Here is a 17,748-nt window from a genome sequence, read left to right on the forward strand (position 1 = left end):
GGCAGGCGGGAAACCGCTTGCCAAGTCATTCGACATGGGTCGCACCGGTTGCGGGTTATGTCGAATGGCTGTGTGCAGCATTCATTAGCGCAAACTGATTCCGCTGTTGAGGCAGTTGTTCATCAGTAGGGCTTGCGCCGATGAATAGCCCGTGAGGATGGTCCGAGCGGGTTCGTGTTCTGGGTCCCTGAACGTCTCGTAAAGGAGCAGACCATGGCGACAGCCAAGAAGGCCGCGAAGAAGGCGGCAGCCAAGAAAGCCCCGGCCAAGAAGGCCCCGGCCAAAAAGGCGGCAGTGAAGAAGGTAGCGGCGAAGAAGGCTCCGGCCAAGAAAGCCGCAGTGAAGAAGACTGCAGCCAAGAAGGCCCCGGCCAAGAAAGCCGCAGTGAAGAAGACCGCTGCCAAGAAGGCTCCGGCCAAGAAAGCCGCGGTGAAGAAGACCGCTGCCAAGAAGGCTCCGGCCAAGAAAGCCGCGGTGAAGAAGACTGCTGCCAAGAAGGCCCCGGCCAAAAAGGCTGCGGTGAAGAAGACCGCTGCCAAGAAGGCTCCGGCCAAGAAGGCTGCGGCCAAGAAGCCCGCCGCCAAAAAGGCTTCTGCCAAGAAGCCTGCTGCCAAGAAGCCTGCCCCTGCGCCGTCCACCGCGGCAGCGCCGGGCGCAAAAACGGCCCTCAATCCCGCAGCAGCTTGGCCTTTCCCTACGGGCAGCCGTCCGTAAGCGATCAATCGGAGCGCCTTGCGCTCTGATTCGGCCCCGCCCACGCGCAAGCTTGGGCGGGGTTTTTATTTCCCCGAGGAAGCCCACCCCCTGGCGGCCTTTGGCCGCTCCCCCACAAGGGGGCGGCGCTGGCGGACCGGCAAAGCCGGATCCGCATCGTCCCCGGGGGCGCCCGTAAGGGCGTAGGGGGGGACTGTACTATACAATCAGAGCCCCCCATTCCGCCTGCGGGACAGGCGCCAACCGGAGCTTCCATGTTCGGCGACATTGCCCGATTCCTGCTCAATATCGTCTTCACGCTGTACGGCGCAGTGCTGCTGCTGCGGCTGTGGCTGCAGTTCGTCCGGCTGCCGCCGTACAACCCTGTTTCGCGCACGGTGTTCCAGGTTACCGACTGGATCGTGATTCCGCTGCGGCGGGTGCTCGGCGGCCGAGGGGGCATAGACTGGGCCTGCGTGGCGGCCGCCTGGTTGACGGCGCTGGTCTACCTGGCGGCGGTCATGCTGCTGGGCGGCGCCAACCCGCTGTCCATCCTGCCCGATGGACTGTGGATCGCACTGCTCTTGATGCTCAAATGGGGCATCAACCTGGTCATGTGGGTAACGCTGCTGATGGCCATCCTGTCGTGGGTGAACCCCAGCGCGCCGGCGATGCCGGTCCTGTACGCGCTGACCGCGCCGCTGCTCGATCCGATCCGCCGCATCCTGCCCTCGCTGGGCGGGCTGGACCTGTCGCCGCTGGTGCTGTTCCTGCTGACGCAGATCGCGTTGATGGTGCTGTCCCGTATCGGGCTGCCCATATTCGGGCTGTAGACGCAGCGCCCGCGCCTGCCTCGGGCTCGCAAAAAACCGACGGGCAGGCCGGTCGGCATCGCTGCCGCCCGGCCTGCCCGTCTTGTTCCGGCGCCTGGCGAAAGCCTACAGGTGCGTCACCCGCGTCACGCCGGTACCGCTCAACACGCGGACCCGGTCGCCCACATAGAACTTCTCGTCGGCCTCCTGGACGATGGAGCGCACCTCGCCGTTCTCGAAGCGGACGGTGATTTCCAGGCCGGTACGCTTGGACAATCCGCCTTCGACCGCCTGGCCGGCGATACCGCCGGCAATGGCGCCGAGGACCGAGGAGATGATCTGGCCGCGGCCTCCGCCTATGCTGCTGCCGGCCACTCCGCCGATGATGGCGCCGCCGGCCGTGCCGACACCGGTCTGGCCGCGGTCGATGGTGACCTCCCGGACCGATTCCACCGTGCCAAGCCGCACCACCTGCTCACGCTGGGCCTGGTTGCGCTCGTACACGGAGGCCGAATTGCTACCCGTCGCGCACCCGGCCAGCAACGCCAGCGCGGACAGTGCCGCCGCGACGGCCATGGCGCGGCCGCGTCCGGCGGCCTGGGGAATAGACGAAATAGATCGATTCATAGAGCCATCCTGATGGGAAAGCGGATAGGTGCCGCAGCACTATCTTATTGGTGAATAACAAGTCTTTGGACTGGATTTATACCGCGCCGGTTCGAATTCGGGCCGCCGGACTCTTGCATCTGGCGGGCAAGGTTGTTTCAAACCATGACGGCGGCGGCACGCTTCTCAGCCTCTGGGCAGTGTCAGTCCGTAGCTGCGCTCAAGCCGTGCCGAGATCTCGTCGCGGCTGACGTGATGGTTCTGCGGCCCGCGGCTGCCCACCTTGATGGCCCCCATGAGGCTGGCAAGCTTGCAGCAATCTTCCCAGCGCCAATCCAGGGTGATGCCGTACAGCAGGCCGGCGCGATAGGCGTCGCCGCATCCTGTCGGATCGACCACGGCCTCGGCCTTGACCGGATCGATATGGACCTCGCGGCCATTGGTGAGCAGCGTCGATCCCTTTTCTCCACGGGTGACGATGGCCGCCTGCAGGCCCGACGCGATGTCGGCCATGCTGCGGCCGGTGCGCTGCTCGACCACGTGGGCCTCGTAGTCGTTGACGGTCAACACCTGCGCCAATGCCAGCATTTCCTCGAGATCGTCGCCGTCGAACAGCGGCATCGCCTGGCCAAGGTCGAAAATGAACGGAATTCCCCGCGCGTGCAAACGCCGCGCATGGGCAAACATCCCCTCCTTGGCGTCCGGCGCGACGATGCCCCAGACGCCCGGCGCCGCGGTCAGGTCGTTGCTGGCCGCCGCCGACATGGCGCCCGGATGGAAGGCCGTGATCTGGTTGTCGACCAGGTCGGTGGTGATGAAGCACTGCGCGGTGAAGGTGCCGGGAACGACTTTCACCCAATCGACGTTGATGCCCTGCTCGCGCATCCGGCGCAGATAATCGCCCGAGTCTTCTCCGACCGTGGCCACCGGCACCGGCGTGCCGCCGAGCAGGCGCAGGTTGTAGGCGATGTTACCCGCGCAGCCGCCATACTCCTTGCGCATCGACGGCACCAGGAACGACACGCTCAGGGCGTGCACCTGCTCGGGCAGGATGTGTTCCTGGAACTTGCCCTCGAACACCATGATCGTATCGAACGCTACGGAGCCGCAGATGATGACGGGGGCGGTTTCGGGATGGGCCATGGCGATCAGGGATAGAAAATGGCGACGCGGTAGCCGGTGGCGTGCGCGTCGATGGTTTCGATGGGAATCCGCAGGGTCCGTTCTTCGAGCGGGCCCAGCGGCTTGGCGAAATCCTGCGGCGGCAGATACACCGACGGTTGCAGGATGCGGCGGGCCGCCACCGCGTCCGACAAATCCATCAGCGACAACTCGATGGCCGGCCAGGACTGCGGGAAGGCGGCGCGATTGCGCAGCACGATGCGAAGCGCCAGCCGGCGCACCGGCAGCACCACCTCGGAAGGCTCCTCCGCGGCGGCGTCCTGCGGATCGGCGATGGGCGGGGCGAACCCGGGGGACTCCGGCGACCAAGGCTCGACGGACGAGGACTCGATGACCAGCAGTTCGGGGGCGCGGGGATAACCCACCGTGCACTGCAAGCGCTGGCACATGCCTTCGAGCAGCGGGCGCAGCTGCGGCACGCGGGTCGCCAGTTCGGCGCGGAAGATCCAGAGCGCCTGGGCCATCAAGACCAGCAGCGCGACCAGGGCTGCGAGCCCCCACAACCATTGGGCGCGGCGCCGGCGTTGCCGGGTCTCGTCGTCGAGGAAATCCGCGGCATCCGGCGGCGCGGGAAACCCGGTCTTGGCCTCGGCGACGAACGGCTCGGGGGGACGATCGACGGCCACGGCCGGCACGGCATCCGGCGTCGTGACCGCGACCGGGGGCGCGGCCTCTTGCGGGGCGTCGTGGGCCGGCAAGGAAGCGGCCTCGCCCGTCGCCATGACGCGCCGGGATCGCAACACCACGGGCAGTTCCTCTGCGGGCGGCGGGTACGCCGCCGCTTCGGGCGTCTCCGGCACGGCCGGCTGGTCGGCGGTGGATAGCTGGACGGCGGGTGCCGCAGGCGCGTCCTCACTCGCAGTCCGATCCGCCGCAAGCACCGGCTCGGCGGGCGACGGCGGATAGAGCATGGACAGAGGCTCCGCCTCGTCGTGCGCAGGCGGCGCGACCCAGCCCTCCCCACGCTTGCGCAACACGAGCGGTTCGCCCGACGAGTCTGGCACGGGCGCCGCGCCGAGCGATACGGGACGGGGCGGTCCGCCGGCGGGATCGAGCTCGATCAGGCTGTCGCTGCTATCGAATGCCTCGTTGCACACGCCGCAGCGCACCCAGCCGCCGCGCAGCTTGACCTGGTCCGGTACGACCCGGAACGCCGTGGCGCAGTGGGGGCAGCGAGTGGCGAGGACCATGGGGCGGATCCGTCAGGCCGGACGTTGTCCGTGCAGGCATACCCAGCCGTCGAGCGCGCGCCATACGGTCAGGGAGAGCCACGGCGCATAGGCCTGCGCCACTTCCTCGGCCTGGCGCTCGAGCACGCCGGACAGTATCAGGTCGCCGCCCGGCAGCACGCGATCGCACAGCATGGGGGCCAGCACCTTGAGAGGGTTGGACAGGATGTTGGCGACCACGACGTCAGCGCGCCAGCCCTGGCGCACATCGGGCAGTCCGGTCAGGACCTCCGCGCCGTTGGCGGTGGCGTTGGCCTGGGCGGCTTGCACCGCCTGCGGGTCGATGTCGATGCCCACGGTCTCGCCGGCGCCCAGCTTGCGCGCGGCAATCGCCAGGATCCCCGAACCGCAGCCGTAATCGAGCACGCTGCAACCGGGGCGCAGGTGGCGCGCCAGCCAGGCCAGGCACAGATGCGTGGTGGGATGGCTGCCCGTGCCGAAAGCCAGCCCCGGGTCCAGCCGGATGGAAACCGTCCCGGGACGGTCAGGCACCTCGTGCCACGTCGGCACGATCCAGACACGGCCTTCGATCTCGATCGGCTCGAATTGCGATTGGGTCAGCCGGACCCAATCGGCGTCCGGCACTTCGCGCAACTGCCAGGCGGGCGCTTCCGGGATCCCGCAGGCGGCGCAAGCGACGGCCAGCATCTGGGCGGGATCCTCGCCGTCGGGCAACAGCGCCACGACGCGATTACGCGACCACGCCTGGGTTTCCGGCTCCAGCCCCGGCTCGCCGAACAGCGGCCGTTCCGCGTCGGTACCGAAATCGGCATCCTCGACGGATACCGACAGCACACCGGCGTCCAGCAGCGCGTCGGACAGCGGCTCGGCCAGTTGCTCGGCGCAATCGAACACCAGTTCGCGCATGACGGGCTCTTAGTCCGGACGCTGCGCCAGACGATGCTCCAGATAATGGATGTTGGTGCCGCCCTCGATGAAGCGGGCATCCTGGAGCAACTCCCGGTGCAGCGCGATATTGGTCGAAATTCCATCTACGGCCATTTCCGACAGCGCGATGCGCATCCGGGCCAGCGCCTGGTCGCGCGTGTCGCCGAAGGCGATCACCTTGGCGATCATGGAGTCGTAGTTGGGCGGGACGAAATACCCATTGTAGACGTGCGAATCGACGCGGATGCCGGGGCCGCCGGGAACGTGCCAATTGGTGATGCGGCCCGGGCTGGGCGTGAAGCGGAACGGATCCTCGGCATTGATGCGGCACTCGATGGCGTGGCCGCGGAAAATGATGTCGCGCTGGCGCAGCCGCAGCTTCTCGCCGGCGGCGATGCGGATCTGCTCCTGCACCAGGTCCACGCCGGTGATCGCCTCGGTCACGGGATGCTCGACCTGGATGCGCGTGTTCATCTCGATGAAATAGAACTCGCCGTTCTCGTACAGGAACTCGAACGTGCCCGCGCCGCGATAGCCGATCTTGCGGCAGGCGTCGGCGCAGCGGTCGCCGATGCGGTCGATGAGCCGGCGCGGAATGTGCGGCGCCGGCGCTTCCTCGATGATTTTCTGGTGGCGGCGCTGCATGGAGCAATCGCGCTCGCCCAGCCAGATGGCGCCGCGCTGGCCGTCGGCCAGCACCTGGATCTCGACGTGGCGAGGGTTCTCGAGGAACTTCTCCATGTACACGTCGGGATTGTTGAACGCGGCGCCCGCTTCCGAGCGCGTCATGGTCACGGCATTGAGCAGCGCGGCCTCGGTATGGACCACGCGCATGCCCCGGCCCCCGCCGCCGCCCGCTGCCTTGATGATGACCGGATAGCCGATCTTGCGGGCAATCTGGATGATTTCCTTGGGATCGTCGGGCAACGCGCCATCGGATCCGGGCACCACGGGCACGCCCGCGGCGATCATGGCCTGCTTGGCGCTGACCTTGTCGCCCATCAGGCGGATGGATTCAGGCTTGGGGCCGATGAACACGAAGCCGCTTTTCTCGACCCGTTCGGCGAAATCGGCATTCTCGGACAGGAAGCCGTAGCCGGGATGGATGGCTTCGGCGTCGGTCACCTCGGCCGCCGAAATGATGGCCGGCATGTTCAGATAGCTCTCGCGCGAAGGCGCGGGTCCGATGCATACCGATTCGTCGGCCAGCTTGACGTATTTGGCCTCGCGGTCGGCCTCGGAGTGCACGACCACACTCTTGATCCCCAGCTCGCGGCAGGCGCGCTGGATGCGCAGGGCGATTTCCCCGCGATTGGCGATCAGGATCTTTTCAAACATGAACGAATGTCCTGAAAAAGTCGGACGACGGATCTGGTCGGCTTGCTTCGGCGGGGCCGCGGCGGAAGGCGCCTTGCCGGCTCCGGCGCGCCGGTCCGGGCGCCCGACTGATAACACGGTGTGGGGCGCATCAACGAGCAGGGTGTCGATGCGCATGGTGTCGACCGATTCAGCCGATCACGAACAGAGGTTGACCGAACTCGACCGGCTGGCCGTTCTCGACCAGGATTTCCTTGATGGTGCCGGCCTTGTCGGCTTCGATCTCGTTGAGCAGCTTCATGGCCTCGATGATGCACAGGGGATCGCCTTCCTTGACCGCCTGGCCGACGTCCACAAACGCCGGCGCGCCCGGATTGGGCGCGCGGTAGAAGGTGCCCACCATGGGCGACTTGACGATGTGGCCCTGGGCGACGACCGGGGCCGGCGCCGCCGCGGGGGCCGCTTCGGCGGCAGGGGCCGGGGCGGCGGGCGCCTGGGGCACGACCTGGTAGGCCTGGACCGCCGGCGCAGCGCCGACCTGGCCGCCTTGCGCGAATTTGACGATGCGCACCTTGCCTTCGCCCTCGGTGATCTCGAGTTCGGCGATACCGGACTCGGCAACCAGGTCGATCAAGGTTTTCAGTTTTCTAAGATCCATGGGGCTTCCCCAATAATTTTCTTCAATGCGACAGCGCGTAGCGCACGGCCGCTTCGTAACCATCAGCGCCCAGCCCGGCGATCACGCCGACGGCCAGGTCGGAAAAATACGAACGGTGCCGAAAGGCTTCCCGCTTGTGCACGTTCGACAAATGGACTTCTATGAAAGGCACCGCCACCGCAGCCAGCGCATCCCTGACCGCCACGCTGGTGTGCGTGAACGCCGCCGGATTGATCACGATGAAGTCGACACCTTCACCCGCTGCCGCCTGGATGCGGTCGACCAGCGCCCCTTCATGGTTGGTCTGGAACGAGTCGAGCGAGGCGCCATGCTGCTGCGCCAGCGCCTGCAGGCGGGCATCGATGTCGGCCAATGTGGTCGCACCATAGATACCGGGCTCGCGCGTGCCGAGCAGATTCAGATTCGGGCCGTGCAAAACCAGTATGCGATGGGCCATATGCCTGCGTTGCGATATGGAAGGGCGCGATTTTTACGCAAAACACGCCATATTGTCTATCAATTGTAACGAATTCGCGGCTCCGGCCAGGCCGAAAACGTCCCGGCCGGCTTGCCGGAAGAGGCGTTTCTCACGCCGGCACCAGGACGCCGCGCAGCACATCCGGCTTGATCCGCCCTGAATACTGGTGGATCACGGCCCCTTTTTCATCGATTACAACGGTAAACGGCAACCCGCCACTGGTGTTGCCCAGCTCGCGCGCCAGCTCGGTCCCGACGTTGCCGGCAATCAACAAAGGATAACCTACCGGAACCTTCTGGACGAATTTTTGCATGTTCGAGGCCGAATCGATGCCGATCCCGACAAACTGGGCCTCGTTGGCGAATTCTTTGTGAAGCATGTCGAGCTCGGGCATCTCGTCGACGCATGGCGGGCACCAGGTCGCCCAGAAATTGACGACCAGCCGGCGGCCCCGCCATTGCTCGAAGGGGTAGGAGCGGCCGTCCAGGCCCTCGAGCGTCTGCGCATAGAGGATATTGACGGCCCGGTCGGAAGCGGCGCCGGGCGAAAGCCGCCACCAGGCCACTCCGCCGCCGAGAACGGCAGCCGCCACGCCGGCGCCGCCGTAGAGCAGCAGCTGTCGGCGCTTGCTGGAAACGCTCATGCAGTCTCCCCCTGCAAGCTTCCCGCGACGTCGTCGAGAAGACGGGCCACGGCGCGGGCATCGCCGCGTTCGGCGCGGCCGTCGGCGCCGGGCTTGAGGGCGCCCCGCAGGGCCAGGCCATCATAGATGCTCAACATGACGCCTTCCCCCTGCCACAGGAAATAAAGCGCCTCGACCTTGCCTCGGCCACGGAAATCCGGGCGTTCGCCCACTTCGTACTTGATGCCATGGTTGATCAGGAAAATCTCGACTTCCTTGGAAGAGTCGGCGAAGCACTGCAGCGCGATGTCGGAATGCTCGCCGGCGGTGCCGTTCCAGACGGGGCCGACCAGGTAGGGCTGGAAGCGGTCGAGCAGTTCCATGACCGACAGCGCCACCCGGCGCAGCCTCGCCAGCCGGGCGGGCTGGGTATCGCCCATGAACAACGCCTGGTACTCGCGGACCTCGGTTTCAATTTCGTCGTTGTCCGGCAGCACGTCGCCCCTGGGCAGGGTGCCCGACCCCACCAGCTGCTTGACCGCCTTGCGCTTGGCGGTACTGTAGTCCAGCCCGTCCTCGGCGATCATCCGGGCCGCGGCAGCGGCGATTTCCTGGCGCAAAGAAGAAAACGACATGATTGCTCCAAGGGGGTGACCCCGACATCATACTTCGTGTCCCGCGGCGCCGCCGGCCCGGGCGTCTACAATCCATACCCCGACCGGAAGCAGGCAACCATGCATCTACACATCCTCGGCATCTGCGGCACCTTCATGGGCGGCCTGGCGCTGATCGCGCGGGCGGCCGGCCATCGCGTCACCGGCTGCGACGCCGGCGTCTATCCGCCCATGAGCACGCAGCTCATGGAGCAAGGCATAGACCTGGTCGAAGGCTACGATGCAGATCAGACCCGTCTCAAGCCCGATTTGTTCGTGGTGGGGAACGTCGTCAGCCGGGGCAACCCGCTGATGGAAGCCATCCTGAACGAGGGACTGCCCTATGTATCGGGACCGCAGTGGCTGGGCGAGCACGTGCTGCCCGGCCATCACGTGCTTGCCGTGGCGGGCACGCACGGCAAGACCACGACGACCTCGATGCTCGCCTGGATCCTCGAGGCGGCGGGCCTCGCGCCGTCGTTCCTGGTGGGCGGCGTGCCGCAGGACTTCGGCGTCTCGGCCCGGCTCTCGCCGGCGCGGGGCGCCGCACGCCCCGTGTTCGCGATCGAGGCAGATGAATACGACACGGCTTTTTTCGACAAGCGTTCCAAGTTCGTCCACTATCGGCCCCGCACCGCCATCCTGAACAACCTCGAATACGATCACGCCGACATCTTCCCCGATCTGGCGGCGATCGAGACCCAATTCCACCACCTGATCCGCACCATTCCCAGCCAGGGCCGCATCGTGGCACCCACGCACAGCCCGGCGATCGAGCGGGTACTTGCCCGCGGATGCTGGTCCGAAGCGGTCACGTTCGGCGCAGATGGCGTCTGGCAGGCGGGACCGGAGCAAGCGGACGGATCTTTCGAGGTTGTCCACCGCGGCGCTTCCGTCGGCCGCATCGGCTGGGCGCTGAGCGGCGAGCACAACCGCATGAACGCGCTGGCGGCCATGGCCGCCGCGGAGCACGTGGGCGTCGCGCCGGCCGAGGCCGTGGCGGCGCTCGGCCGATTTGCCGGCGTCAAGCGGCGCATGGAACTGCGCGGCACGGTGAACGGGATACGGGTGTACGACGACTTCGCCCACCACCCCACCGCCATCGCCACGACGCTGGCCGGCCTGCGGACGCGGGCTCCCGATGGACGCATCCTGGCGGTGCTCGAACCGCGCTCCAATACGATGAAGCTGGGCGCCATGAAGGCCCAGCTCCCCGGGTCGCTGGCGCACGCCGACCTGGTCTTCTGCTTCGGCGAAAAAGACGGCAAGCATGCCCTTGGCTGGGACCCGGCCGAGGCGCTGGCGCCCCTGGGCGAGCGCGCCAGCGCGTGGTCCGACCTGCCGGCCATGGTCGCGGCGATCGCCGCCGCGGCCCGGCCTGGGGACCACATCGTGGTCATGAGCAACGGCGGTTTCGGCGGCGTGCATGGCAAGCTGCTGCAGGCGCTGGCCGGCCGCGGCTCCGGAAGCGACGCATGATTCTCTACCTGCACGGTTTTCGCTCCTCGCCTTCCTCGTACAAGGCACGCCTGCTGGCCCAGGCCATGGCCCGGCGCGGACGGCAGCGGGAATGGGCCTGCCCGCAGTTGCCGGCCAGCCCGCGCGAGGCGATGGCGCTGGCCGAATCGCTGGCGCGCGACATGCAATCGCACGACCGCGCCGCCGGGCGGGAGCTGACCCTGGTCGGCTCGTCGCTGGGCGGCTATTACGCAACCTGGCTGGCCGAACGGCTGGGATGCCGCGCCGCGCTGCTCAACCCGGTCGTGCATGCCGCGCGCGACCTGGCCACGCAGGTGGGCGAGCATCGGTCCTACCACGATGACCAGCCCTTCACGTTCACCGCCGCCCACGTGGAAGAACTGCGGGCCTACGAAGTGGCCCGCATCACCCGGCCCAGCCGCTACTATCTACTGGCGGCCACTGGCGACGAGGTGCTGGACTGGCGCGAGATGCGCGACCACTACCCGGGCGCGCGGCAGCACATCATCGAGGGCAGCGACCACGGCATCGGCGATTTCGACCGCTACCTGCCCGAGGTCCTGGATTTCGCCGATGCCGCGAACGACGAATCTTCCCCTGGATAACACGCAATGCATGTCCTTTATGAGGATGACGGCGGGTTCAAGGCCGCCACCATCCTGAGCGAAACCGACGCCAGCCTCCAGGTGGAGGCGGCCAGCGGCAAGCGCAGCAAGATCAAGAAATCCGCGGTCATCGTGCGGTTCGAACAACCCGGCCCCGAGGCGCTGCTCAAGCAGGCGGAAGCGGCATCGCAGGAACTCGACCTGGAATTCCTCTGGGAATGCGCGCCCAAGGAAGAGTTCGAGATACCGGCGCTGGCCGAGGAATACTACGGCCACCCTCCCACCCCGGTCGAACAGGCCGCCATGCTGCTGCGCGTACACAGCGCCCCGGTCTACTTTCATCGCCGCGGCAAGGGCAAGTACCGTCCGGCCCCGCCCGACATCCTCGCTGCCGCGCTGGCCGCGCTCGAGAAAAAGCAGCGCCAGGCCGAGCAGCAGCAGGCCTGGGTGGACGAGATCAAGGCCGGCACGTTGCCCGAACCGCTGGCCCGGCAGGCCGAGACGCTGCTGTTCAAGCCCGACAAGAACACGCTGGAATGGAAGGCCCTCGACGCCGCCTGCACCCAGCTGCAGGTGCGGCCCGAGCGGCTGCTGATGAACCTGGGCGCCTTCCCCAGCGCCATCGCCATCCACAAGCGCCGCTTCTACACCCAGCATTTCCCGCGCGGCACGGGATTCGCGCCGGCCGAGGTCCCGCCCGTCGCGCGCGACCTGCCGCTGGCCGAGGTGGAAGCCTACTCGGTGGACGACATCACCACCACCGAGATCGACGACGCCCTGTCGGTGCAGCAGCAGGACGACGGCACGCTGCGCGTGGGCATCCACATCGCCGCGCCCGGGCTGGCCGTCACGCGCGACAGCGGGCTGGACGCCCTGGCGCGCGCGCGCATGTCCACGGTGTACATGCCCGGCGCCAAGATCCCCATGCAGCCGGACGAGGTCATCGAAGCGTTCTCGCTGGACGCCGGCAAGCCCGTGCCGGCCGTCTCGCTGTACGTCGTCGCCGACCCCGACACCGGCGAGGTGCTGTCGCACGAGTCGCGCATCGAACGCATCGTCGTGCGCGAGAACCTGCGCCACAACATCCTGGACGACCTGGTCGGCGAAGCGCAGCTCGACGACCCGGCCGCCGACGTGCCTTACGGCCACGTGTTCCGGCCGCTCTGGCGCCTGGCCAAGGCCTTGTCCGCCAGGCGCGACGAGGTGCGCGGCAAGCCGGAATCGAACAACAGGACCGATTTCAGCTTCTACGTGGACGGCGACCCCGACCGGCCCGACGAGGCCCGGGTCCGCATCGAGCAGCGCAAGCGCAACGCTCCGCTGGACCGCCTGGTGGCCGAATACATGATATTGGCCAATAGCCTGTGGGGCGGGCTGCTGGCATCCTGCGGCGTGCCGGGCATCTATCGTTCCCAGCAGATGGGCCGCGTGCGCATGGGGACGGCGGCCGCGCCCCACGACTCCATAGGCGTGCCCCAGTATGCATGGTGCACCTCGCCGCTGCGGCGCTACGTGGACCTCGTCAACCAGGGCCAGCTGATCGCGGCCATCGACCATGGCGTATCGGCGCGCCTGGTGGCGCCGTTCAAGCCTCGCGAGGCCGACCTGTACGCGATCATCAGCGCCTTCGAGGCCAAGTACGGCGCTTATGCCGACTTCCAGCAAGCCATGGAACGGTTCTGGTGCCTGCGATGGCTCAAGCAGGAAGGCCTGCGCCGGGTGGAAGCAGTGGTGCTGCGCGAGGACCTGGTCAGGCTCAGGGACGCCCCGTTCTATACGCGCGTGGGCACCCTGCCCGACCTGGAGCGGGGCCGGCACGTCATGCTGGAGATCATGGGCGACGACGAACTGGACCTGAGCCTGGACTGCCGCTTCCTGGATGTGGTGGAGGCCGCGGCCGGCGACGAGGACATCGAGGACGAACCGTCCGGCCAGGATGGCGCGGAAGTAGCCGAAGTGGACGCCGCGGACGGTCCCGATCCCGCGGATGCGCGCCTGGACGGCGGCTCGGCCGAGACCGCCCCGGCCTCCGGCGAACCGGGGGAAGATCCCCCCGCTTCCTGACGGGCCGGTATCAGGCCGCCGCGTCCTGGCGCGAGCGGATCAGCCGCAGCACGTTGTTGCTGAGGCGGGCGTGATGGTTGCGCATGGCGTTGTACGCGCCCTCGCTGTCGCCGCTCAGGATGGCCTTGACGATGGGTTCGTGCTCGTCGTGCGACACCGTGAGCCTATCGTGCACCTGCGCCTGGGCCTGGCGGAACGGAGCCAGGCGCTCGCGCAGGTCGGCCACCATGTCGGCCAGCACTTCGTTGTGCGCGCCGGCCAGGATCAAGGCATGGAACTGCCGGTTGTTGTCCAGGTAGCCCACGGTATCCCCCTTCTCGGCGAAACCGGCGCTCTGCTCGTAGATGAACTCGAGCTCCTTCTTTTCCATCGCCGTCATGCATTCGGCGGCGCGGCGCGCGCACAAGGCCTCCAGCTCGCAGTCGGCCTCGAGCAGCTTGGCCAGCTCCTTGACGCCGATGGAAGCCACCACTACGCCTCGCCGCGGCATCACCTCGACCAGCCCCCGGCTTCCCAGTTCGCGCAAGGCCTCGCGGATAGGCGTGCGGGAGACGTTGAATTTCTCGGCCAGCGACCGCTCCTCGAGCTTGCTGCCCGGCGGGTAGGTGCCGTCGATGATCTGCTCGGCCAGCAGCTTGGAAATCCTGGAAGAAATCGTAGACATGACTACCTGGTTAGTCTGGAACGCATGCGTCGTCACGGTCGGGGCCGCCAGGCCACCGCTTTCATCTCGACGACCATATCGGGACGCGGAAGCGCGCTGACCGCAACCGTGGTGCGCGCCGGACCGCCTGCCTCGAAATACTCGCCGTATACCGCATTGTATTTCGGGAAATCCTGCATATCGGTCAGGAATACCAGGATGTCTACGCAGTCGGCCAGGTCCGCGCCTGCCTCGGCCAGGGTGGCACGCACGTTCTCGATTACCACCCGGGTCTGCACCTCGACGTCGCGCGTCACGCTGCCATCGGCATGCCGCGTCGTGCCGGCGATGGAACCGTCCGGCATCCGGGCGCTGATGCCCGACAAGTAGATGAAGTCGCCCACCCGCTTGAAGGGAGGATATTTGCCCAGCGGCTGGGCGCGGGTGGACAGCGTCGCGGAATCACTCATGGCGAATCTCTGAAGGAAAAGGGAAAACAAGGAGGGGCGGCGGGGCTCGGCGGATCATGGCCTCGGCCGCCCGGCAAAAAGGGCGCGCTCAGGGGACGCTGCGGAAGAAATCCAGGATCTCGCGGCCCAGCGACTCCTCGCCGCTATCGAAGTGGGCGACGATGGACGTATGGTTGTGCCGCATCAGTTGCACGAAACGGGGCACGTAGCCCCGCGCCTGGGCCAGCCGCTGGCAGAACTCCAGCCCGTACAGGTCCAGGTAGGGGTTTTCGTATTGCGCGATGGCGACCATGACCGGCAGGTCGGAGGCGGCGGCATGCGCCATGGGAGAGTCGGCCTCGTAGCGGGACGCGTCGCTGCCGAAGTAGGCCTCGACGGCCTTCGCGTTCGGATTCCCCGGCAGCGTATCGGCCTTCAGGCGCGCACTGACGAGAACCGCGCCGCGCACGCCTGGATCGGGAGCATAGCCGCGGCGGGGATCGAAGCAATAGGTGGCCACGTGCGTGCCGCCCGCGGAATGGCCGATCAGGAACATGCGGCGCGGGTTGCCGCCGAACTCGCCCACGCGGCGGGCCAGCCAGCGCACGGCCGCGGCCACGTCGTCGGCGCCGCCCGGAAACGGCGCCTCGGCGGCCAGGCGGTATTCCATGTTGACCGCCACCAGGCCCTGGCGCGCGAACCAGTACGAGACGTTGTCGTAGATATGGCCATTGGCGCTCTTGGAACCGCGAATGAACGCCCCGCCGTGGACAAAGACCGCGACATCGGCGTTGCGCGCGCCATCGGGCGTGAACACGTCCAGCACCTGCCGGGCGCTGCCGCCATAAGGCAGGTCGCGCGCGACCGCGATGCCCTCCTTGGGGGCGGCGGCGACCAGCGGCGTATACATCTGCACGACCCGATCGCGAAACCGGTTGATGTCGGTGCCCCAGACGGGGCCTGCGCGCTCCAGTTCGGCGGCCTGCTCCGGCGGCAGGCTGCCCAGCGTGCGGGTGGGATCGATCATGTCATCCTCAAGTGATCGCGTTGGCGGTTTCCAGGCTCTCCAGCAGCGACGCGCGGCGCATGTACTGCCGCGCGCCGGCCGGATCGTCCGCGGTGCGAGCCAGCTCTTCGAATTTTTCCTGGCGGCTGCGCTCGTCCTTTTCTTCCAGCATTTTCTTGTTGGCGATGGTCTGCGCCTGCACGAATGCCACCGCGGCATGGCGCCGCTGGCGGCTGTAGAGGTCCAGCAGCGCATCGTCCGCGCCGCGCGTCAGCACCGCGCCCAGCTTGCCGGCAAGATTGACGGCGTCGTGGATGCCGCCGTTCATGCCCATGCCGCCGATGGGATTGTTGACGTGCGCGGCGTCCCCGGCCAGCAGCACCCGCCCGCGGCGGAAGGTCTGCGCCACGCGCTGGTTCACGCCGTACACGTTGCAATAGGCGACCTCGTAGCGGCCGGCCTTGGGAAAGAATTTCTGCAGGCGGGCCTCAACGCCCGCTTCGCTGAGCGCTTCCTCTTCGGTTTCGTCCACGCGCGTGGGAAAGATGGCGCGCCACAACCCCTCGCCGTCCTCGCCCCGCACCTTGAAGAGGTTGCACCATTCGTCGGGATCGGAGAAGTAGTTGCGGTAGGCGTAATCGGGATGCGCCCGCTGGAAATCGAAAGTGGTGGCGATCTTGATGAATCGCTCCTGGTAGGTGAAGCCCTCGAAAGCGATGTCGGCCGCCTTGCGCACCGTGCTGCGGCCGCCGTCGGCGCCGATGAGATAGGCGCCTCGATAGCGCCGGATGCCATCGGGCCCGCTCGCCGCGATCTCCACATAATCGGCGTGCTGTTCGATGTGGGTCACCGCGTGGCCGTAGCGCACGTCGAAATCCGACTCATTGGCGTATTGCTCGGCGATGTCGTGCGTCAGCTTGTACTGCTCGTACTGCAGCACGAACGGAAACTTGAATACGTCCGCCAACCGGCGCAGGTCGAACTCGGCGATGAGCTTGCCGCTGACCCGGTCCCGGTATTGGTAGGTCTCCGAGACGAGGCCGCGCGGAACGATGGCGCGCGTGACGTCCAGCTCGTCCAGCATCGCCAGCGTGGTCGGATGGATGGAAGCCGCGCGCTGGTCCTTGACGGGACCGGGCTCCTGCTCGAACACCGTCACCGGGATGCCCTGCCTGTTCAACGCCAGCGCGCAGACCATGCCCACGGGTCCGGCGCCGACGATAAGCACGCGCTGCTTGTCTTTCTGCGTCATGGTGCTCGTCTCCTCACTCCGGCCTGATGCCGGCCATTTCGATTACGGGTTTCCAGGCGGCGATATCGCGCTGGATGCGTTCGGCGAACTGCTCTTTGGCCTCGGGCAGCGGAGTGATGCCCACGTCCTCGAGTTTTTTCCGGAATGCCGGATCCGCCTGGGCGGCCAGCACCGCGGCCGATATCTTGTCCACCACGTCCGCCGGCATGCCCGCCGGCCCCAAGAGGCCATTCCAGGTCTCGACCACGGGGATCCCGGGCAGCGATTCGGCCAGCGCCGGCACGGCGGGCAACTGCTTGACCCGGTTCTTGCTCGACACGCCCAGCAGCCGGACGCGGGCGTCGGCGGCATAGGGCACGACCTCGGAGAGGTTGCCCGAATACATGTCGATCTGCCCCGCCACCACGTCGCCCAGCGCGAGCGACGCGCCCTTGTACGGCACCTCCACCACGTCGATGCCTGCGTACTTGGCGAAGACCAGCCCGGACAGGTGCGTGAGGCCGCCGACGCCGGCGTTGCCCATGTTCAGCTTGCCGGGATTGCGCTTGGCATAGGCCACCAGCTCCTGCACGTCGCGCGCAGGCACGCGCGCATTGACAGTGATTACGAACGGGTTGCCCCCCACGTTGGCGATGGGCACGAAATCCTTGACGGGGTCATAGCGGATCTTGTTGGTGAAGGGCGCCGTGGATATCTGGGTCAGCGTGCCCATGAACAGGGTGTAGCCGTCGGCGGGCGAACGCGCCACGAACTCCGCCGCGATCAGGCCCGCCGCGCCGGCCTTGTTGTCCACCACCACGGGCGACTGGAACGCCTTGGCCAGGCGTTCGCCGATCAGGCGCGCCATCAGGTCGGTGTTCCCCCCGGGTGCATACGGCACCACGATAGTGATGGGCCGTACCGGCCATGGTGCCGCGGTGGCCGACGCCCCCGCCGTTGCGGACACGGCCAATGCCGCTGCCGCCACGAAAGACCTGAGTTGCTTTCCCATGCTGAGCTCCCGATTGGTTAGATGGCCGGCGGGCGCGGCTGCGCCCAGGTACCGACCACACGCGGCATCCCATGCAACTTACATGCCAAAATTACGTTAGGTATTCACATAACAATTAATA

19 protein-coding genes are annotated in these 17,748 nt (G+C 67.1%); 5 read left to right on the plus strand and 14 right to left on the minus strand.

The genetic code is table 11. From position 1 onward, the window contains the following. Positions 1-213 precede the first annotated feature (213 nt). Both CDO44_RS20350 and CDO44_RS20355 read left to right on the plus strand, forming a co-directional pair. Positions 214-714: a histone H1-like DNA-binding protein gene (locus CDO44_RS20350; RefSeq protein WP_087782117.1), complete on the plus strand. Its 501-nt coding sequence runs from the start codon at positions 214-216 to the stop codon at positions 712-714. A 254-nt stretch (positions 715-968) separates the two neighbouring features. Beyond that, complete coding sequence (locus CDO44_RS20355; protein WP_087782118.1) at positions 969-1,526, plus strand: YggT family protein; 558 nt, start codon at positions 969-971, stop codon at positions 1,524-1,526. 105 nt (positions 1,527-1,631) lie between these two features. On the opposite strand, the gene CDO44_RS20360 is transcribed toward CDO44_RS20355, so the two are convergent. From CDO44_RS20360 to CDO44_RS20400, 9 genes are all read right to left on the minus strand, one after another. Continuing rightward, a complete protein-coding gene (locus CDO44_RS20360) occupies positions 1,632-2,132 on the minus strand; it encodes a glycine zipper 2TM domain-containing protein (protein ID WP_369824698.1) in 501 nt (166 codons plus the stop codon). 165 nt (positions 2,133-2,297) lie between these two features. After that, on the minus strand, positions 2,298-3,254 hold the full coding sequence (locus CDO44_RS20365; protein WP_087782120.1) for a carbohydrate kinase family protein: 957 nt from the start codon (positions 3,252-3,254) through the stop codon (positions 2,298-2,300). Positions 3,255-3,259: 5 nt separating this feature from the next. Then, positions 3,260-4,483 (minus strand): zinc-ribbon and DUF3426 domain-containing protein, encoded by a 1,224-nt coding sequence (locus CDO44_RS20370; RefSeq protein WP_087782121.1) that lies wholly within the window; start codon positions 4,481-4,483, stop codon positions 3,260-3,262. 12 nt (positions 4,484-4,495) lie between these two features. Next, positions 4,496-5,389, minus strand: a complete 894-nt coding sequence (gene prmA, locus CDO44_RS20375; RefSeq protein WP_087782122.1) for a 50S ribosomal protein L11 methyltransferase — start codon at positions 5,387-5,389, stop codon at positions 4,496-4,498. Between the two features lie 9 nt (positions 5,390-5,398). Beyond that, the gene (accC, locus tag CDO44_RS20380; protein ID WP_087782123.1) at positions 5,399-6,748 is read right to left on the minus strand and encodes an acetyl-CoA carboxylase biotin carboxylase subunit; all 1,350 of its coding nucleotides are present in this window, start codon (positions 6,746-6,748) and stop codon (positions 5,399-5,401) included. 169 nt (positions 6,749-6,917) lie between these two features. Then, positions 6,918-7,385, minus strand: coding sequence for an acetyl-CoA carboxylase biotin carboxyl carrier protein (accB, locus tag CDO44_RS20385; RefSeq protein ID WP_087782124.1), 468 nt, complete (start codon positions 7,383-7,385; stop codon positions 6,918-6,920). A gap of 22 nt (positions 7,386-7,407) precedes the next feature. Beyond that, positions 7,408-7,842: a type II 3-dehydroquinate dehydratase gene (aroQ, locus tag CDO44_RS20390; protein ID WP_087782125.1), complete on the minus strand. Its 435-nt coding sequence runs from the start codon at positions 7,840-7,842 to the stop codon at positions 7,408-7,410. 130 nt (positions 7,843-7,972) lie between these two features. Then, positions 7,973-8,506, minus strand: coding sequence for a TlpA disulfide reductase family protein (locus tag CDO44_RS20395; protein WP_087782126.1), 534 nt, complete (start codon positions 8,504-8,506; stop codon positions 7,973-7,975). Next, on the minus strand, positions 8,503-9,120 hold the full coding sequence (locus CDO44_RS20400; protein WP_087782127.1) for a hypothetical protein: 618 nt from the start codon (positions 9,118-9,120) through the stop codon (positions 8,503-8,505). The genes CDO44_RS20395 and CDO44_RS20400 overlap by 4 nt, the downstream gene beginning before the upstream one ends. Positions 9,121-9,219: 99 nt before the next feature. Here CDO44_RS20400 and mpl point away from each other — a divergent pair, with 99 nt between their 5' ends. Genes mpl through CDO44_RS20415 form a run of 3 tightly spaced genes read left to right on the plus strand, consistent with a single transcriptional unit; the run spans position 9,220 to position 13,286 of the window. Further along, the gene (gene mpl / locus CDO44_RS20405; protein WP_087782128.1) at positions 9,220-10,617 is read left to right on the plus strand and encodes a UDP-N-acetylmuramate:L-alanyl-gamma-D-glutamyl-meso-diaminopimelate ligase; all 1,398 of its coding nucleotides are present in this window, start codon (positions 9,220-9,222) and stop codon (positions 10,615-10,617) included. Then, positions 10,614-11,222 (plus strand): YqiA/YcfP family alpha/beta fold hydrolase, encoded by a 609-nt coding sequence (locus CDO44_RS20410; RefSeq protein WP_087782129.1) that lies wholly within the window; start codon positions 10,614-10,616, stop codon positions 11,220-11,222. Before mpl ends, CDO44_RS20410 begins: the two co-directional genes overlap by 4 nt. Before the next feature lie 6 nt (positions 11,223-11,228). Beyond that, positions 11,229-13,286, plus strand: coding sequence for a ribonuclease catalytic domain-containing protein (locus CDO44_RS20415; protein WP_087782130.1), 2,058 nt, complete (start codon positions 11,229-11,231; stop codon positions 13,284-13,286). Between the two features lie 10 nt (positions 13,287-13,296). Here CDO44_RS20415 and CDO44_RS20420 read toward each other — a convergent pair whose 3' ends face one another. From CDO44_RS20420 to CDO44_RS20440, 5 genes are all read right to left on the minus strand, one after another. Beyond that, positions 13,297-13,950 (minus strand): GntR family transcriptional regulator, encoded by a 654-nt coding sequence (locus CDO44_RS20420; RefSeq protein ID WP_087782207.1) that lies wholly within the window; start codon positions 13,948-13,950, stop codon positions 13,297-13,299. A gap of 32 nt (positions 13,951-13,982) precedes the next feature. Beyond that, entirely contained in the window at positions 13,983-14,399 is a 417-nt protein-coding gene (locus tag CDO44_RS20425) for a RidA family protein (RefSeq protein WP_087782131.1), read from the minus strand. 88 nt (positions 14,400-14,487) lie between these two features. Further along, positions 14,488-15,405, minus strand: a complete 918-nt coding sequence (locus tag CDO44_RS20430) for an alpha/beta hydrolase (RefSeq protein WP_087782132.1) — start codon at positions 15,403-15,405, stop codon at positions 14,488-14,490. Positions 15,406-15,412: 7 nt separating this feature from the next. Further along, complete coding sequence (locus tag CDO44_RS20435; protein WP_087782133.1) at positions 15,413-16,636, minus strand: NAD(P)/FAD-dependent oxidoreductase; 1,224 nt, start codon at positions 16,634-16,636, stop codon at positions 15,413-15,415. A 13-nt stretch (positions 16,637-16,649) separates the two neighbouring features. Further along, positions 16,650-17,627 (minus strand): tripartite tricarboxylate transporter substrate binding protein, encoded by a 978-nt coding sequence (locus CDO44_RS20440; protein WP_087782134.1) that lies wholly within the window; start codon positions 17,625-17,627, stop codon positions 16,650-16,652. Between the last annotated feature and the right edge of the window lie 121 nt (positions 17,628-17,748).

The sequence above is a fragment of the Pigmentiphaga sp. NML080357 genome (assembly GCF_002188465.1).
Classification (GTDB): Bacteria; Pseudomonadota; Gammaproteobacteria; order Burkholderiales; family Burkholderiaceae_B; genus Pigmentiphaga.

Bases quoted from the DNA above. Each gene is read 5' to 3' on its own strand.
- CDO44_RS20350 (WP_087782117.1), top strand. From the start codon at position 214: ATGGCGACAGCCAAGAAGGCCGCGAAGAAGGCGGCAGCCAAGAAAGCC.
- CDO44_RS20355 (WP_087782118.1), top strand. From the start codon at position 969: ATGTTCGGCGACATTGCCCGATTCCTGCTCAATATCGTCTTCACGCTG.
- CDO44_RS20360 (WP_369824698.1), bottom strand. From the start codon at position 2,132: ATGAATCGATCTATTTCGTCTATTCCCCAGGCCGCCGGACGCGGCCGC.
- CDO44_RS20365 (WP_087782120.1), bottom strand. From the start codon at position 3,254: ATGGCCCATCCCGAAACCGCCCCCGTCATCATCTGCGGCTCCGTAGCG.
- CDO44_RS20370 (WP_087782121.1), bottom strand. From the start codon at position 4,483: ATGGTCCTCGCCACTCGCTGCCCCCACTGCGCCACGGCGTTCCGGGTC.
- prmA (WP_087782122.1), bottom strand. From the start codon at position 5,389: ATGCGCGAACTGGTGTTCGATTGCGCCGAGCAACTGGCCGAGCCGCTG.
- accC (WP_087782123.1), bottom strand. From the start codon at position 6,748: ATGTTTGAAAAGATCCTGATCGCCAATCGCGGGGAAATCGCCCTGCGC.
- accB (WP_087782124.1), bottom strand. From the start codon at position 7,385: ATGGATCTTAGAAAACTGAAAACCTTGATCGACCTGGTTGCCGAGTCC.
- aroQ (WP_087782125.1), bottom strand. From the start codon at position 7,842: ATGGCCCATCGCATACTGGTTTTGCACGGCCCGAATCTGAATCTGCTC.
- CDO44_RS20395 (WP_087782126.1), bottom strand. From the start codon at position 8,506: ATGAGCGTTTCCAGCAAGCGCCGACAGCTGCTGCTCTACGGCGGCGCC.
- CDO44_RS20400 (WP_087782127.1), bottom strand. From the start codon at position 9,120: ATGTCGTTTTCTTCTTTGCGCCAGGAAATCGCCGCTGCCGCGGCCCGG.
- mpl (WP_087782128.1), top strand. From the start codon at position 9,220: ATGCATCTACACATCCTCGGCATCTGCGGCACCTTCATGGGCGGCCTG.
- CDO44_RS20410 (WP_087782129.1), top strand. From the start codon at position 10,614: ATGATTCTCTACCTGCACGGTTTTCGCTCCTCGCCTTCCTCGTACAAG.
- CDO44_RS20415 (WP_087782130.1), top strand. From the start codon at position 11,229: ATGCATGTCCTTTATGAGGATGACGGCGGGTTCAAGGCCGCCACCATC.
- CDO44_RS20420 (WP_087782207.1), bottom strand. From the start codon at position 13,950: ATGTCTACGATTTCTTCCAGGATTTCCAAGCTGCTGGCCGAGCAGATC.
- CDO44_RS20425 (WP_087782131.1), bottom strand. From the start codon at position 14,399: ATGAGTGATTCCGCGACGCTGTCCACCCGCGCCCAGCCGCTGGGCAAA.
- CDO44_RS20430 (WP_087782132.1), bottom strand. From the start codon at position 15,405: ATGATCGATCCCACCCGCACGCTGGGCAGCCTGCCGCCGGAGCAGGCC.
- CDO44_RS20435 (WP_087782133.1), bottom strand. From the start codon at position 16,636: ATGACGCAGAAAGACAAGCAGCGCGTGCTTATCGTCGGCGCCGGACCC.
- CDO44_RS20440 (WP_087782134.1), bottom strand. From the start codon at position 17,627: ATGGGAAAGCAACTCAGGTCTTTCGTGGCGGCAGCGGCATTGGCCGTG.